16 protein-coding genes are annotated in these 14522 nt (G+C 48.5%); 11 read left to right on the forward strand and 5 right to left on the reverse strand.

Annotation, left to right across the window (positions count from 1 at the left end; all coding sequences use genetic code 11):
• The first annotated feature begins 19 nt into the window (after window positions 1-19).
• From KOG47_RS00400 to KOG47_RS00415, 4 genes are all read left to right on the forward strand, one after another.
• Window positions 20-658, forward strand: a complete 639-nt coding sequence (locus KOG47_RS00400) for an SDR family oxidoreductase (protein ID WP_078147808.1) — start codon at window positions 20-22, stop codon at window positions 656-658.
• 114 nt (window positions 659-772) lie between these two features.
• A complete protein-coding gene (locus KOG47_RS00405) occupies window positions 773-2338 on the forward strand; it encodes a GGDEF domain-containing protein (protein WP_215243576.1) in 1566 nt (521 codons plus the stop codon).
• A 42-nt stretch (window positions 2339-2380) separates the two neighbouring features.
• Complete coding sequence (locus tag KOG47_RS00410) at window positions 2381-2830, forward strand: OsmC family protein (RefSeq protein WP_074035459.1); 450 nt, start codon at window positions 2381-2383, stop codon at window positions 2828-2830.
• Between the two features lie 62 nt (window positions 2831-2892).
• Window positions 2893-3336: a GNAT family N-acetyltransferase gene (locus KOG47_RS00415; protein ID WP_215243577.1), complete on the forward strand. Its 444-nt coding sequence runs from the start codon at window positions 2893-2895 to the stop codon at window positions 3334-3336.
• Here KOG47_RS00415 and KOG47_RS00420 read toward each other — a convergent pair.
• Window positions 3333-3779 carry a DUF4385 domain-containing protein gene (locus KOG47_RS00420; RefSeq protein WP_215243578.1) on the reverse strand — a complete coding sequence of 149 codons (447 nt, stop codon included), beginning with the start codon at window positions 3777-3779 and terminating at the stop codon, window positions 3333-3335. The two genes, KOG47_RS00415 and KOG47_RS00420, sit on opposite strands and share 4 nt — an antisense overlap.
• Before the next feature lie 74 nt (window positions 3780-3853).
• On the opposite strand from KOG47_RS00420, the gene KOG47_RS00425 reads away from it, so the two are divergent.
• From KOG47_RS00425 to rbsB, 7 genes are all read left to right on the forward strand, one after another.
• Window positions 3854-4396 (forward strand): GNAT family N-acetyltransferase, encoded by a 543-nt coding sequence (locus KOG47_RS00425; RefSeq protein ID WP_074035463.1) that lies wholly within the window; start codon window positions 3854-3856, stop codon window positions 4394-4396.
• Between the two features lie 107 nt (window positions 4397-4503).
• The gene (locus tag KOG47_RS00430) at window positions 4504-5481 is read left to right on the forward strand and encodes a LacI family DNA-binding transcriptional regulator (RefSeq protein ID WP_159563088.1); all 978 of its coding nucleotides are present in this window, start codon (window positions 4504-4506) and stop codon (window positions 5479-5481) included.
• Window positions 5482-5484: 3 nt separating this feature from the next.
• Complete coding sequence (gene rbsK / locus KOG47_RS00435) at window positions 5485-6369, forward strand: ribokinase (protein WP_159563087.1); 885 nt, start codon at window positions 5485-5487, stop codon at window positions 6367-6369.
• Entirely contained in the window at window positions 6369-6758 is a 390-nt protein-coding gene (rbsD, locus tag KOG47_RS00440) for a D-ribose pyranase (protein WP_012727563.1), read from the forward strand. The genes rbsK and rbsD overlap by 1 nt, the downstream gene beginning before the upstream one ends.
• Before the next feature lie 11 nt (window positions 6759-6769).
• Window positions 6770-8248 carry a sugar ABC transporter ATP-binding protein gene (locus tag KOG47_RS00445; RefSeq protein WP_214690373.1) on the forward strand — a complete coding sequence of 493 codons (1479 nt, stop codon included), beginning with the start codon at window positions 6770-6772 and terminating at the stop codon, window positions 8246-8248.
• Window position 8249: 1 nt separating this feature from the next.
• A complete protein-coding gene (locus KOG47_RS00450) occupies window positions 8250-9215 on the forward strand; it encodes an ABC transporter permease subunit (RefSeq protein WP_159563085.1) in 966 nt (321 codons plus the stop codon).
• 23 nt (window positions 9216-9238) lie between these two features.
• Complete coding sequence (gene rbsB / locus KOG47_RS00455) at window positions 9239-10150, forward strand: ribose ABC transporter substrate-binding protein RbsB (RefSeq protein WP_215243579.1); 912 nt, start codon at window positions 9239-9241, stop codon at window positions 10148-10150.
• A 54-nt stretch (window positions 10151-10204) separates the two neighbouring features.
• Here the strand turns inward: rbsB and KOG47_RS00460 are convergent, their stop codons facing one another.
• From KOG47_RS00460 to kynU, 4 genes are all read right to left on the reverse strand, one after another.
• Window positions 10205-11533, reverse strand: a complete 1329-nt coding sequence (locus KOG47_RS00460; RefSeq protein ID WP_215243580.1) for a sugar phosphate nucleotidyltransferase — start codon at window positions 11531-11533, stop codon at window positions 10205-10207.
• 99 nt (window positions 11534-11632) lie between these two features.
• The gene (kynB, locus tag KOG47_RS00465) at window positions 11633-12256 is read right to left on the reverse strand and encodes an arylformamidase (protein WP_215243581.1); all 624 of its coding nucleotides are present in this window, start codon (window positions 12254-12256) and stop codon (window positions 11633-11635) included.
• A 15-nt stretch (window positions 12257-12271) separates the two neighbouring features.
• The gene (kynA, locus tag KOG47_RS00470) at window positions 12272-13111 is read right to left on the reverse strand and encodes a tryptophan 2,3-dioxygenase (RefSeq protein WP_196431377.1); all 840 of its coding nucleotides are present in this window, start codon (window positions 13109-13111) and stop codon (window positions 12272-12274) included.
• Window positions 13112-13123: 12 nt separating this feature from the next.
• On the reverse strand, window positions 13124-14398 hold the full coding sequence (gene kynU, locus KOG47_RS00475) for a kynureninase (protein ID WP_215243582.1): 1275 nt from the start codon (window positions 14396-14398) through the stop codon (window positions 13124-13126).
• Between the last annotated feature and the right edge of the window lie 124 nt (window positions 14399-14522).

Here is a 14522-nt window from a genome sequence, read left to right on the forward strand (position 1 = left end):
TTTTTGAGGAGGAAGACAGATGAACGTATTTGTAATCGGTGCAAACGGTCAAATTGGCCATCAATTGGTGGAGAAGTTACACAAGGAAGGAAAGCATCACGTCACGGCGATGGTGCGTAAAGAAGAACAACTCGAGGATTTTAAGTCAAAAGGGTACAATGCGGTACTCGGTGACCTCGAAGGTTCAGTAGATGATTTGCAAAAAGCGATTGATGGAATGGATGTTATCGTATTCGCGGCAGGTTCTGGTGGAAGTACTGGAGCAGACAAGACACTCTTGATCGACCTAGACGGTGCAGCGAAGAGTATCGAAGCAGCACAAGCGAACGGGAACATCAAACACTTCGTCATGGTCAGTGCCTTGAAAGCGGAGGATCGCTCAGCTTGGCCAGATTCGATGAAGCCGTACTACGTAGCGAAGCATCATGCAGATCGTTTACTCGAACAGAGTGGACTCACGTACACGATTGTTCGTCCGGGTGCATTGACAGATGATGCGGGAACGGGCAAAGTGAACACGAAATTCGAGGGAAGTGGAGAGATTCCACGCGAAGACGTCGCATCATTCTTGGTGCATGTCCTTCATAACCATTCAAACGTGCAGAACAAAGCAATTGATTTGATCAAAGGGGATACCCCAATCGAAGAAACGCTATAAGTGTGTGACATCAAAAACGGGATGAGAAAACCATCCCGTTTTTTGTCGCGTTAAAGAGGGAAAAGAACGCAGGATAACGAAATAGAAGAATACGAACAGGTGAGGAGGTTCCGCATGACCGAGATGTTCATTTATCTGGCGGTCTATTTGTTGCCGTCATTTTTACTCGGCTTTTTAGCACTCAATGTCTTTCAACGAAATCCGAATAAAGTCGAGCATCGTTTGCTGAGCCTGTTTGTGTTCGGTTATTCGATGCTCTTCTTGGCTGAATTTGTCCGCCATCTATCGCCGATTGAATACAGTCCGGCACTCATTGCCTATTGGTTTGGGAACGCTGGGATTTTCATTTTTATCTTCTCTGTTCATTTCATATTAAGTATCACAGGCGTCGGCGCAAAGGCACCGAAGTGGTTGTATCCATGGGTCGTCTATTTACCATTGATTCCTGTTGTGTTGACGTATGTCCGTCAGGAGAATATCATCAACAGTCAACAGTTTGAACAAGTAGGCATTTGGATTTATCCTGAGTTCAACTCATCGTATTTGATTACGTTGACCGTCGGAAACATTTTTCATCTATTGATTATTGGTCTCATTTTTTATGCATTGAAGCGTGCGGAACGAAGAGAACACCAACGCGTGTTGCGCATGCTCTTTTGGACGGCGAATGTCGTATTGTTGTGGGATGTTGTCTTCGGTTATTTTCAATTCCGCGGGTTCATTCCGCCGTACTCTTATATGTATGGAGGACTCGTTTGGGCAGTCGCGTTGGTCATCGCGATGAATCGTTTAGACTTCTTAACCTCTTACGTGAAACGATTTGGGACACTGTATAACTTGAATCCATCTGCCATCTTATTGATTGATCCCGATGGAAAAGTGGAAAGTGCGAATCCTGCTGCGCGAACATTGTTTCATACGGTCCGTGTCGTGAATGAACGGTTTATCGATTTGTTGCCAGAAAAGAAAAAAGCAGAGTGGATGGAACACTACAGCCAACATTTTCGGACACGTAAAAAGTTTATAGAGTTTGAAACGAAGATTATGACAAAGTCTGGGCAAGAGCTTTACGTCGTCATCGATGGTGATTTTGTCGATATCGACCGCACGATTCACGGGATGATTATCATTCGGGATGTCCACTCGTTTAAAGAGGCCGAGCAAACAATCCGATTCTTTGCCTATCATGACCCACTGACGAAGCTGGCGAACCGACGTGCATTTTATGAACGCGCAGACCAGGCGTTGCTTAGTTCCTCGATGCTGTCTTTATTGATTATTGATTTGGACGGTTTTAAAGCAGTCAATGATACGTACGGTCACCAGATTGGAGATTATTTCTTAACTCATTTGGGTGGATTGCTGGAAGCGTCGACACGAGACGTTGGCTTGGCCTCTCGTGTTGGCGGGGATGAGTTTTATATTTATTTAGTGGATTTAACAGAATCGGAAGTGCTTGCATTTATTCACGAACTTCAGATGACGTTAAATCAAAACCCTTACCACACGTCCGATGTGACGATTCCAATCCGTGCGAGTATTGGGGTCAGTCATGCTCCCGACCAAGGAACAAATTTAGACACGTTGATCCATAAAGCGGATCAGGCGATGTATCAGATCAAGCAAGATGGAAAAAATGATTACGCCATCTATGACGAGGCGTTACATGGTCCGAAATAAAGGGAAAATAGTAGTGTTTGATTATGGAGAGGAGGATGCAACATGTCAGAAAGACCATTAGTAACGATGCGCGCCGAAGGAGAAGCCGGAGGCGTTAAGACGACTGTGCGTGTAGGCGATCACACCCCATTTATCGTGGATGAGCCAGAACGACTCGGTGGGACGAACAAGGGACCGAATCCACTCGAGTATCTTCTCGGTGCCCAGTCGTCCTGTACGACCATCATGATTGCCTATGCCGCCCAGGATTTGAACTTTGAGTATGAAGGGGTCGAGTTTGTAACAGAAGGGACGCTCGATCCTCGAGGATTCCAAGGGATGGAAGGTGTCCGAACTTACTTTGAGTCGACACATATGAAAATCGTATTGGATACGACCGAATCGGATGAGCGAATCGAAGCATTAAGGAAGGCTGTCGAGGCACGTTGTCCAATTCATAATCTCATGCATGCAGCAGACGTAGCGATGACGGCAGAATGGACTCGAAAATAAGGATGAGGGCAACCTCATCTTTTTTACATAGAAATCGTGAAAAGAGTACGGAGGGAAGACGAATGCATCACCGACCGATGACGCGTGAATGGGCATGTCAAATTCAAGAATGGACCTATGGAGCTCCTCATGACTTCTATAATCAATCGCCTTCTGAAGAGGGAATCGCCGAGTTGATGACGTATCAGGTGATTGTAGAGGAGCATGAGCTGATTGGATTTTATTGCATCGGTTCCCCGGCTCAAGTGCCCAATTCGACATATCCGTATTGTTTAGAATTTACGGATATCGGGTTGGGGATGCGACCCGATATGACGGGGAAAGGACATGGCCGATTGTTTGTGACGTACGTCATGGAGAGAGCGATGGAACGGGGCAAACCGCTTCGTTTGACCGTCGCCGCTTTTAACGAACGAGCGATTCATCTATACGATACGGTCGGATTTCGCACCATCACATCATTCGAGCGGAATGGTACCCCGTTTAAAGTGATGGTGCGCGATTAACCATATTGTTTTTGATGTGCCTTTTTACGTCGTAAATAATCCTCATCGGCACGAAGTTGATCCCAATACGTTTTGAAGATGCGAGCAGACTCTGCCTTCTCTTCGTCGATTTCGCGCTCATGGAGGTCACCGTCTTCTTTATATTTACGACCGCCTTTATAATTGGCATAGCGTCGGGCCCGCGTGTAGCCCATTTGGATGAACTTTCGGGCCATGTCCATCCCGACGAAATCGTCATTCGCGCGATACGCTTCAAACAATTCCATAATTTCTTCAGCAGATTGCTTCGCAATCTCGGGCGTCTTGAATCGCCAATGTGGCAAAATCTCACTTTTATACGGTTCGACGAGTAGTACGCCTTGTTCGCCACGCCCGACCCGATACAATTCGGGTTGTTGTCGGAAGTTGATTTCATCGAAGTTTAAGTCATAATCAAATGGCATGTTCATTCCTCCTCGCCTAACGTTTCCCATTAGGTCGGTGGAGGAAACAACTTGAAGGAAAAGGACGGGTTGATATGATCACTTTAGAGACAGAACGATTGATTTTACGGGCATTTACGTTAAAAGACGCAGAAGATATGTATCATTATGCAAAAGATGAGCGAGTCGGACCGATGGCTGGTTGGGCACCCCATGAATCGATTGAAGAAACAAGGGACGTCATTCAACTGTTTATCGAGGAAGCAGATGTATGGGCCATCGTCTTGAAAGAGACTGGGCAAGTGATTGGTAGCATCGGGTTACACGACCGAAGGCCAGACCCTTCGATTCAACATGAGGCACAGCGTGAGATTGGTTATGTGCTCAGTCCAGACAATTGGGGGAATGGTTACGCGCCGGAAGCCGTTCAGGCGATGATTCGATTTGGGTTCGAAGCGTTAGGGTTAGAGCGGATTTGGTGCGGCTACTTCAGCTTCAATGACCAATCGCGACGCGTCGTTGAAAAGTCTGGATTCACTTATGCGTTTACAAAACAACAGGAATTGACCCGGCTCGATGGACGAACGGTAGAATGTCTCGTCTATGTTCAACTAAATCCTACGTTCTCTACACATTGAAGCACGATTTCAATGTGTTTTTTCATGAAATCATAAAAATCTCTTGATATGTAACCGGTTACACATTAAGATGGTTTTGTAAGCGTTTCCAGAACGGAGGATGTCAAATGGCGACCATCAAACAAGTAGCAAAACATGCGAACGTCTCAGTGGCGACCGTATCACGCGTTATGAATAAAAGCGGATATGTGAGCGAAGAGGCGAAAGAAGCGGTCGAAAAGGCGATTGCGGAACTGAATTACGCGCCGAACCGAGTTGCTCGTTCGCTCTATAAAAAATCGTCGAATTTGATTGGACTTATCATGCCAGATATCACGAACCCGTTCTTTCCACAGCTGGCTCGGGCGATTGAGGATGTCGCCAATCAACATGGGTATCAAGTCGTCTTATGTAACACGGATGAACAACTTGAAAAAGAACAGACGTATTTAGTCGCCTTGCAAACGATGCACGTCGATGGCCTGATTATTACAACAAATCATTCGCACAATCCGAATTATGAGACGTTGGATTTACCGATGGTCGCACTAGACCGAATCGTAAAAGCGGGGATCGACGCCGTTGTATCAGATGGATATGAGGGTGGAAAGTTGGCGGCCGACACGCTGTTACAACGTGGTGCGACACGACTGGCACACATTGCCGGACCGGATCATCTCAAAACGGTCAAACGCCGAACCGAAGGATTTGTCGAAGTAGCGGGAGAGAAGCTCGTCGGGATGACCGAGTCGACGTTCACGTTCAAAGACGCCTTGAAAGCGTCCCAAGAGCTGTTCGACCATGCTTGGCCATTCGATGGCATTTTCGCAGCGAACGATGTGATTGCAGCCGCCGTATTACAGGAAGCAGTCCGTCGAGACATTCGTGTCCCAGAAGAGCTACAGGTCATCGGATATGACGGGATCGAATTAGGCGAGATGACGTCTCCGCCGCTGACGACCATCGTCCAGCCTATCTATGAGATGGGGCGAGTGGCGACAGAACGATTGCTCGATTTGATTGAGAAAAAAGACACGCGACCGAAAGAGATGTTATTACCGGTCACGTTACTTGAAAGACACACGACAAAGCGGAAGGAGAGATAAAGAATGAAACGCATTGTTGTCATTGGCAGTATATCGATGGATCTTGTCGTCACATCCGACAAACGGCCACAAGCCGGAGAAACGGTCATCGGTGAGTCGTTCCGCACCGTTCCAGGGGGAAAAGGTGCGAACCAAGCGGTCGCTGCCTCCAAATTAGGCGGCACTGTTCAGATGGTCGGTTGCGTGGGAAGTGATCCGTTCGGTCAACAGGTTGTTGAAAACTTCAAACGACACGATGTCGATGTCACGCATGTTCAGATCATACCGGAGGAAGTGACGGGTACGGCCCATATCGTATTAGCAGAAGGGGATAATTCGATTGTCGTCGTCCAATCGGCGAACAAACGAGTCGTTTTCACGGATGAGGAGCTCGAACATTTTCTCGACGAGCAGGCGTTCGTGCTCCTGCAACTCGAAATTCCAATCGAGACGGTAAAACAAGTGACCGCTTACTGTAAAGAGAAAGGGATTCCGGTGCTACTCAATCCGGCACCGTCTCAACCGCTTCCACCAGAAGTGATTGAGGACGTCACGTATTTAACGCCGAACGAACATGAATGCCGTGACTTATTCAACGGAATGTCCGTAGATGATGTTCTCAAACGTTATCCGAACAAGTTACTCGTCACGGAAGGCGTCCATGGCGTTCGATTCCATGACGGACGAGACGTCCGTCATGTGCCAGCCATCCGAGCAAACGTCGTCGACACAACAGGAGCAGGTGACACGTTCAACGGTGCACTTGCTGTCTCCCTCATCGAACAAGACGATTTGGAGACGGCCGTACGGTTTGCCGTAGTCGCATCCGGCATGAGTGTCGAAGGCTTCGGTGCACAAGGTGGTATGCCGACACGACAAGATGTACAACAACGATTGGAGCGCGTGTGATGAAAAAACAAGGAATTTTGAATAGTCATTTAGCAAAAATCTTTGCCGACCTCGGGCATACGGATCGCGTCGTCATCGCCGATTGTGGGCTACCGATTCCAGACGGGGTCAAGCGGGTCGATCTTAGTCTCCGCATCGGGGAACCTTCCTTTCTTGAGGTGCTCGATGTCGTCGAATCAGATTTGGTCGTAGAGCGCATCACGATTGCTGAGGAAATCCTCACACACAACTCGACGATTGCGGATTCACTGAAAGAACGGTACACGAGCATCGACATGTGTTCGCATGAAGACTTCAAACGGGAGGTCGCAAAAGCGAAAGTGGTCATTCGAACTGGGGAAGCGACACCTTACGCCAACGTCATCTTACATGCCGGGGTCATTTTTTAAGGGGGGATTCGATGCATATTCAGTTGAAAGGCATCCATAAGTCGTTCGGGCCAGTCTCCGTCTTAAAAGGAGTCGATTTCGAACTGTTGCCTGGAGAGATTCATGCCCTTATGGGCGAGAACGGGGCCGGGAAGTCGACATTGATGAAGGTGATGACCGGTCTGTATGCACAGGATGAAGGCGAGATTCTCATCGACGGCGCGAAACGTCAATTCAAGCACCCAAAAGAAGCGGAGCAAGAAGGCATCGCCTTCATCCATCAGGAGCTCAATATCTTACCGGAGATGACGGTGACAGAAAATCTGTTTTTAGGTCGAGAACTGACGGGACCGTTCGGGATGGTCAAACAGCAGGAAATGACCAGACGTGCCCGAGAATACTTGGCTGAATTGAACGTGTTCATGGATGTCGATGAAGTGGCGCGCAATTTGTCGGTCGGTCAGCAACAGATGATTGAGATTGCCAAGGCGCTCATGACGGATGCGAAGGTCATCGTCATGGATGAACCGACGGCCGCCTTGACGGATCGTGAAATTCAGGCACTCTTCGCAGTGTCACGGGCCTTACGTGATCAAGGTGTGTCCATCATCTATATCTCACACCGAATGGAAGAAATTTTTGACTTATGTGATCGGATCACGGTACTTCGGGATGGACAATCCATTTCGACTCGCATGATTCAAGACACCTCATTTGAGGAAACGGTGCGCGATATGGTCGGTCGTGAGATTGGAGAACGCTATCCGACGCGTACCGCTACACTTGGGGACGTCGTGATCGAGGTTGATGATTTAATAGGTAACCGGTTCCACAACGTATCGTTCAACGTTCGTGCCGGAGAAATCGTTGGGTTTTCTGGATTGATGGGAGCGGGGCGTACCGAGGTGATGCGTGCGCTATTCGGAGCAGACACCCACAAAGGGGGAGTCATTAAACTGAATGGGAAACCGATTCGAATCAAGACCCCAGCCGACGCCATCAAGCACGGTATCGCGTTTTTGACAGAGGACCGAAAAGGAGAGGGCTTACTCCTCGATTTCTCGCTAAGAGAAAACCTGTCGCTACCGACACTTGATAAACGAGCAAAAGGATCGGTCATCTCGAAACAACAGGAGGAGACGTTCGCCGAGACATACTTACAAAAATTGCGGGTCAAACATCATTCGATGGAACAAAAAGTGAAGTCGCTGTCTGGTGGGAATCAACAGAAGGTTGTGCTCGGTAAATGGTTAGGTGTCGAACCGGACGTCTTGATTTTGGATGAACCAACCCGAGGCGTCGACGTCGGTGCTAAGAAAGAGATTTACAATATCATGAGCGATCTCGCGGAATCAGGTGTCGCCATCATCATGGTCTCTTCTGATTTACCGGAAGTGCTTGGGATGAGTGATCGGATCGTTGTCATGCGGGAAGGTGTCGTAACCGGAACGCTCACGAAAGAAGAGGCGACACAAGAAAAAGTAATGACGTATGCGACAGGAGGGCAATGATATGGAATTGAAAGCAACAACTTCGCTGAAGCGCCCGGGTCGACTCGGATGGGGACAAAAATTAGGACCGCTGTTCGGTCTACTCGTCATCGTCGTCGTCGTGACGGCGCTCGAACCAGGATTTTTATCATTAAATAATATCTTTAACGTACTCCGCCAAGTGTCGATCAATGCCTTGATTGCCTTCGGGATGACGTTTGTCATCTTGACAGGGGGCATCGATTTATCGGTCGGTTCGATTTTGGCGCTCGCTTCTGCACTGGTGGCAGGCATGATGGTGGACGGTCAACATGCGGTTATGGCCGTTGCACTCGGCTTGATTGCAGGTGCCGTTCTCGGAGCGTTCAACGGGGCGGTCATCACGTACGGAAAAGTGGCACCGTTCATCGCGACATTGGCTACGATGACCATTTATCGGGGATTGACGCTCGTCTATACGGACGGAAGACCGATTACAGGTCTCGGGAATTCCGGTTGGTTTGAGATGCTCGGACGTGGTTATTTCTGGATCATTCCGGTGCCGGCATTGACGATGCTACTCGCATTCGGTGTCCTTTACTTCATCTTGAAGAAGACGACATTTGGTCGTCATACGTATGCGATTGGTGGGAATGAAGAAGCGGCTAAATTGATGGGGATTGGCGTCAATAAAGTCAAAATCATGATTTATTCGCTATCCGGTATGCTTGCGGCACTCGCTGGCATCATCTTGACGTCACGTCTCAATTCCGCACAACCTACAGCAGGAACGTCGTATGAACTCGATGCCATCGCAGCGGTCGTTCTCGGGGGAACGAGTCTTGCGGGTGGTCGCGGCTGGATTGTCGGGACGTTGATTGGGGCGTTGATCATCGGAACATTAAATAACGGATTGAACCTTCTTGGCGTATCATCATTCTTCCAACTCGTCGTAAAAGGTGCAGTTATATTGTTTGCAGTATTGCTTGATCGTCGACAAAACGCGTAACACGCGAAAGGGGAAAACGGAACATGAAAAAATGGACAGCTTGGCTACTCGCACTGACAATGGTACTGATGGCAGCTTGCTCGACTGAACAACCGGGGTCATCGTCTGAAACGGAAACGAAAGATGGCGATTATGAAATCGGCTTATCGATCTCAACATTGAATAACCCGTTCTTCGTCGCACTGAAAGAAGGCGCAGAAGAACAGGCGAACGAAATGGATGCGACGTTGACGGTAGCGGATGCGCAAAACGACGCGGCGAAGCAAGTGAATGACGTCGAAGATATGATTCAAAAGGGGATGGATTTGATTCTCATCAACCCGACAGATTCAGAAGCAGTCGGCGCGGCGGTACAAGCAGCGAACGATGCAGGCATTCCCGTCATCACGGTAGACCGTAACGCTGAAACAGGGGACGTCGTCGCCCACGTGGCATCAGATAACGTCGCAGGTGGACAGTTGGCGGGTGACTACATGGTCGAACTCGTAGGCGAAGGGCAAAAAGTCGTCGAGCTCGAAGGGATTCCAGGAGCGTCTGCGACACGTGACCGCGGACAAGGATTCAACGAAGCGATCGATGGGAAATTGGAAGTCGTGGCAAAACAATCAGCAAACTTTGACCGTGCAGAAGGATTGACGGTCATGGAGAACATCTTACAGGACAATAAAGACATCGTCGCTGTATTCGCACATAACGATGAGATGGCACTCGGTGCCGTTCAAGCACTCGAAGCGGCTGGAATGAGTGACGTGAAGGTCATCGGATTCGATGCGACAGACGATGCCGTCAAAGCGGTCGAAGGTGGGACGATGGCAGCAACGGTTGCCCAAAAACCAGCTGAGATTGGGAAGTTGGGTGTAGAAGCGGCAATCAACCACCTGAAAGGTAAAACAGTAGAGGAAAACATTCCGGTCGAACTCGAATTAATCAAATAAGTAAGAAGAAACCTCACGATGCCTTGATTTCGGGTAGAGCTCGTGAGGTCATTTTTATTTATATGGGGAAATGAGAAATTGTGTATCGTTGTTCATATATTTTAAAGAGTACTGCACTTCTATTAAAATGACGGTTTCGCTTGCTTTTAACATATGTGCTTTTCCGCGTTGAATTGAGATGGCATTGGTCGGTCTTACCTCAAATGATTCTCCATCAATCGTCACGATTGCTGTGCCTTGGAGAATCGTCCAAATTGTATCGGTCTCTTCATGATAATGGTAACTGAGTTCTTTCCCTGCTTGAACGAGCATGCGACGTGTCACACTGTGATGCCCATCGGCGAGTGTCTCATGATGGATGACTTCCGACTGCCCCCATCGCTTCCATTTGAATTTTGGATAGTCGTCGGATGAGGCGAGATAATCTTTCAGCTGCGGGGTCGCCTCTTTCTTCGAGACGAGAATTCCATCCGCGTTGACGGCGACGACAAGGTCTTCTAGCCCAATCCCAATCAAAGGAAGGTTCAATTCATTGATCACATGCGTGTTCGTCGATTCGAACAGTTCGACTTGACCGTGAGTTGTGGACGTCATTTCTTCAGTCAATGTGTTCCATGTTCCTAAGTCTTTCCAATCGCCATCGTAGCGGTGAACGAATACCGACTCTGCATGTTCGACAACGGCATAGTCAAACGAAGTCTTTTCTAATTCGTTATAGCGTGAAGTGAGGTCTGAATAAGTTGTCGGTAAGTTTCGTTCTGCTAGTTCATCAAGTAACAGATGTAACTTGCAAGCAAAGATTCCACAGTTCCAAAGGGCACCTTGTCCAATCAACTGTTCTGCTACATCGACGGTCGGTTTTTCCTGAAATAGGCGAACCGAGGACATTTGGGCCGTCTCGTCTGGAACGATATATCCGTATTTTGATGTCGGATGAAGGGGTGTGACCCCAATTAGATGCAAAGCATCATCGTTCGCTTGGACTGCTTCATCGACTTGAGGGAAATATTCAAAGAAGCGGAGGTCGACGTAAGCATCGACCGGCATCACAAGTACCGTTTCATCCAGAGGCACATGTTGCTCGTTTAAATAGCTTGCCCCGAGAACGATAGCGGGAAATGTATCACGACGAGTTGGTTCGGAAATGATATTAGTATCTGTACCAACTTGATGAATGACACAATCTTTTTGCTGAACATTTGTGATAATGAAAGCGTTAGTGTCTAAATCTTGTGTTTTTAGTTGATTATAAACTCTTTCAAGCATTGATTGTTTCGTTCCATCTCTGCTAGGCAATAAACGAATGAATTGTTTGGCATTCGAATTGTTCGAAAGTGGCCATAGTCTTTTTCCATCACCGCCAGATAATAATAGAATCTTCATCGAATGTCCTCTCTTCAAATAGAGTTTCTCATCTATTTCGCCAAACGTCGGACTATCCCTGTCTAATCAAAAAAGAGACAGCCGATTCCGGCTATCTCTTTACAATATAGGGCGAAGCAATGCGCGAACGGGACTTCCATCCCCTTCGACGATTGGGAGAGGGACGGCATTCAAATCGTAATCTCCCGGTAAGATATTGTCTAAAACGAGTCCTTCTAGGATATGCACACCATTTCGTGCTAACGCGTGATGGCCGCTCATCTCTTTACTGTCAATCGCATCAACGGACGGTAAGTCGAGTCCGATCAAGAAGATTCCGAGTTCTCCGAGACGATCGGCAAGAGCGGGTGTCAGTTCAGGAATCGTCTCTGGGAAGACGCTCTTATCGGACCAACCATCCGTTTTTAAGATGAGGCGTTCCACCCCAGTCAAATCGTGTCCATCCAAATCAGATGCTTCAATCTTTGCCTTATGCGGTAGATGAATCACACGGGCTGGTCCGATATATACGGACGGATTGAGGTCGATCACGCGCTTCCCATGGTCGTCAAAATGAAACGGTGCATCGATGTGGGTCCCGAGATGTAAACTCAATGTCATCTTCCCGACATTGACCGAACCACTCTCTGCCATCGGCCACGAGATTTCATATGAAAATTTTGTATCTCCCGGCCATGTCGCAACATCGGCATGAAGTGGCTGTGATACATCAATCCAAGTCATTTTGTTCAGCTCCTCTTATAGTGATGTCCGGACCGTCCACAGTTCTGGGAAGAAGCGATGATCGAGCACGCGACGTAAGTAGTTCACGCCAGACGAACCACCTGTCCCCATCTTCTGTCCGATAATGCGTTCCACGGTGCTCATATGGTTAAAGCGCCACATCTGTTGCTGACTCCCGATATCGAGTAGCTTTTCACCGAGCTCATATAAGTCCCAATACGTGTCGACGTCTCGATAGACTTCGACCCATGCCTTCTCGACACTTTCATTCCATTCCCAATCCTGGGTGACATCACGTTCGAGCACGCTCGCATCAATCGATAGACCCCGACGATGCATTTCGCGGACGGTCACATCGTAAATACTAGGAGCTTGTAGCGAGCCTTCGAGCAATGGATACAGTTTTTTATCGTGCGCGTAAACACTGAGCGTCCGTGCGTTTTTGAAGCCGAGCGCGAATTCGATTTGTCGGTTCTGGTAAGATTGAAAACCAGAGGACGAGCCGAGTTGGTCTCTGAACTCTAAATACTCGGCCGGCGTCAACGTCGCGAGAACGCCCCATGACTGGATGAGTTGTTGCTGAATCTTCGAGACGCGGGCGAGCATCTTGAACGAACGTTCGAGTTCGCCGTTCGTGATGGCCGTCGTGGCTGCTGTCAATTCATGCAAAATGAGTTTCATCCACAACTCGCTCGTCTGGTGGATGATGATGAACAGCATCTCATCATGATGGTCAGAAAGGCGATGTTGACTTGATAAAATCGGGTCGAGTTGGAGATAGTCCCCGTACGACATGTCTTTTGAGAAATCCGTTTGAATCGATTTTTCTACTTTATGTTCTGTGCGTTCACTCATGACAGTTCCCCCTTATGCGACCACTTCGCGGACGTTCTCGAACGCCTCATATTCTTTGTCGTCCATGATTTTCTTCAACGTCAAGATCACGTGATATACGTCGGTAAACGTATTATATAGTGCGACCGGTGCGAGACGGATGATATTCGGTGCGCGGAAGTCAGGGATGATGTGATGTTTCTTCAACGCTTTACAGATGCGTGCCGCTTCGGGATGCTCGAGGCTCAAATGAGCGCCGCGCTGTCGTGTGTCAGTCGGGCTACCGATGAAGAATCCGTGAGGTGCGAGCATCTCTTCGATCAAATCCATCATATACGTCGTGAGCGCGAGTGATTTTTGACGAATCGCTTCCATCCCGACCTCGTTGAACATCTCAAGCGCGCCAAGTTGAGGAGCAAGACTCATAACGTGTGGTGTTCCGATTTGGAACGCACCGGCATGTTCGGCCGGTGTCATCGTATGGTCCATATCGAACTGTTTATCTTTGCGCGAACCGAACCATCCGGCGAGTCCAGGTGTCGTGCCGAAGTGACGTTCATGAACGAATAAGCCCCCGACCGTTCCCGGACCCCCGTTCAAATGTTTATAGTTGCACCAGTATGCGAAGTCGACACCCCAGTCGTGGAAGTCATGAGGGATGGCGCCGACGGAGTGACAGGCATCGAAGCCGATCAAAATTCCACGCTCGTGTGCCGCTTTCGTTAGACGAGCCATATCTAAAATCTGACCACTCCGATAGAGGACGGTCGGTAATACGATGAGGGCGATTTCGTCAGTCATCGCGGCAATCAAGTCGTCTTCTGCTAAGAAGCGCCCATCTGGACTGTTGACTTGGACGAGGTGCTCTGATGGGTCGAGTCCACGAAGTTCGAGCTGACTCTTCAAGGCGTAAATATCAGACGGGAACGTGAGGGCGTCTGCCAAAATCTTCGTTCGTTTGCCTTCTGGTTTGAAAAACGAAGCGACAAGTTGATGCAAGTTCACGGTCGTCGAACCGGTGACCATTACTTCTTCCGACTTTCCACCGATGAGCGGCGCGTTCAATGCAGCCAGCTCTTCGGACAAGTTGAACCAAGGATGGCGACCGGACATCCAACCATCGATCCCGAGCTCTCTCCAGTCCGCGAGCGATTCAAGGAGCGTACGCTCGGCTCGTTTCGATAAGAGCCCGAGTGAATTCCCATCCATATAAATCCCGTCTTCCGGTAAGTAAAATTCTTCCCGATATGATGCGAGCGGGTCTTGTTTGTCCAGTTGTTGTGCGTAAGCACGTGTGAAATCGTTCATCTCCCCATATTCCCCCTTTAAAGCTTATACGTTGTCAAAATCGTAGCAATCGGACATAAGGAAGTCAACAAACAACGAGATGTCGGCGAGTCAAACTAAAAAACGCTCAAGGATCTTCCCGAGC

This window comes from Exiguobacterium sp. s121 (assembly GCF_018617245.1).
GTDB lineage: Bacteria > Bacillota > Bacilli > Exiguobacteriales > Exiguobacteriaceae > Exiguobacterium > Exiguobacterium profundum.

Bases quoted from the DNA above. Each gene is read 5' to 3' on its own strand.
- KOG47_RS00400 (WP_078147808.1), top strand. From the start codon at position 20: ATGAACGTATTTGTAATCGGTGCAAACGGTCAAATTGGCCATCAATTG.
- KOG47_RS00405 (WP_215243576.1), top strand. From the start codon at position 773: ATGACCGAGATGTTCATTTATCTGGCGGTCTATTTGTTGCCGTCATTT.
- KOG47_RS00410 (WP_074035459.1), top strand. From the start codon at position 2,381: ATGTCAGAAAGACCATTAGTAACGATGCGCGCCGAAGGAGAAGCCGGA.
- KOG47_RS00415 (WP_215243577.1), top strand. From the start codon at position 2,893: ATGCATCACCGACCGATGACGCGTGAATGGGCATGTCAAATTCAAGAA.
- KOG47_RS00420 (WP_215243578.1), bottom strand. From the start codon at position 3,779: ATGCCATTTGATTATGACTTAAACTTCGATGAAATCAACTTCCGACAA.
- KOG47_RS00425 (WP_074035463.1), top strand. From the start codon at position 3,854: ATGATCACTTTAGAGACAGAACGATTGATTTTACGGGCATTTACGTTA.
- KOG47_RS00430 (WP_159563088.1), top strand. From the start codon at position 4,504: ATGGCGACCATCAAACAAGTAGCAAAACATGCGAACGTCTCAGTGGCG.
- rbsK (WP_159563087.1), top strand. From the start codon at position 5,485: ATGAAACGCATTGTTGTCATTGGCAGTATATCGATGGATCTTGTCGTC.
- rbsD (WP_012727563.1), top strand. From the start codon at position 6,369: ATGAAAAAACAAGGAATTTTGAATAGTCATTTAGCAAAAATCTTTGCC.
- KOG47_RS00445 (WP_214690373.1), top strand. From the start codon at position 6,770: ATGCATATTCAGTTGAAAGGCATCCATAAGTCGTTCGGGCCAGTCTCC.
- KOG47_RS00450 (WP_159563085.1), top strand. From the start codon at position 8,250: ATGGAATTGAAAGCAACAACTTCGCTGAAGCGCCCGGGTCGACTCGGA.
- rbsB (WP_215243579.1), top strand. From the start codon at position 9,239: ATGAAAAAATGGACAGCTTGGCTACTCGCACTGACAATGGTACTGATG.
- KOG47_RS00460 (WP_215243580.1), bottom strand. From the start codon at position 11,533: ATGAAGATTCTATTATTATCTGGCGGTGATGGAAAAAGACTATGGCCA.
- kynB (WP_215243581.1), bottom strand. From the start codon at position 12,256: ATGACTTGGATTGATGTATCACAGCCACTTCATGCCGATGTTGCGACA.
- kynA (WP_196431377.1), bottom strand. From the start codon at position 13,111: ATGAGTGAACGCACAGAACATAAAGTAGAAAAATCGATTCAAACGGAT.
- kynU (WP_215243582.1), bottom strand. From the start codon at position 14,398: ATGAACGATTTCACACGTGCTTACGCACAACAACTGGACAAACAAGAC.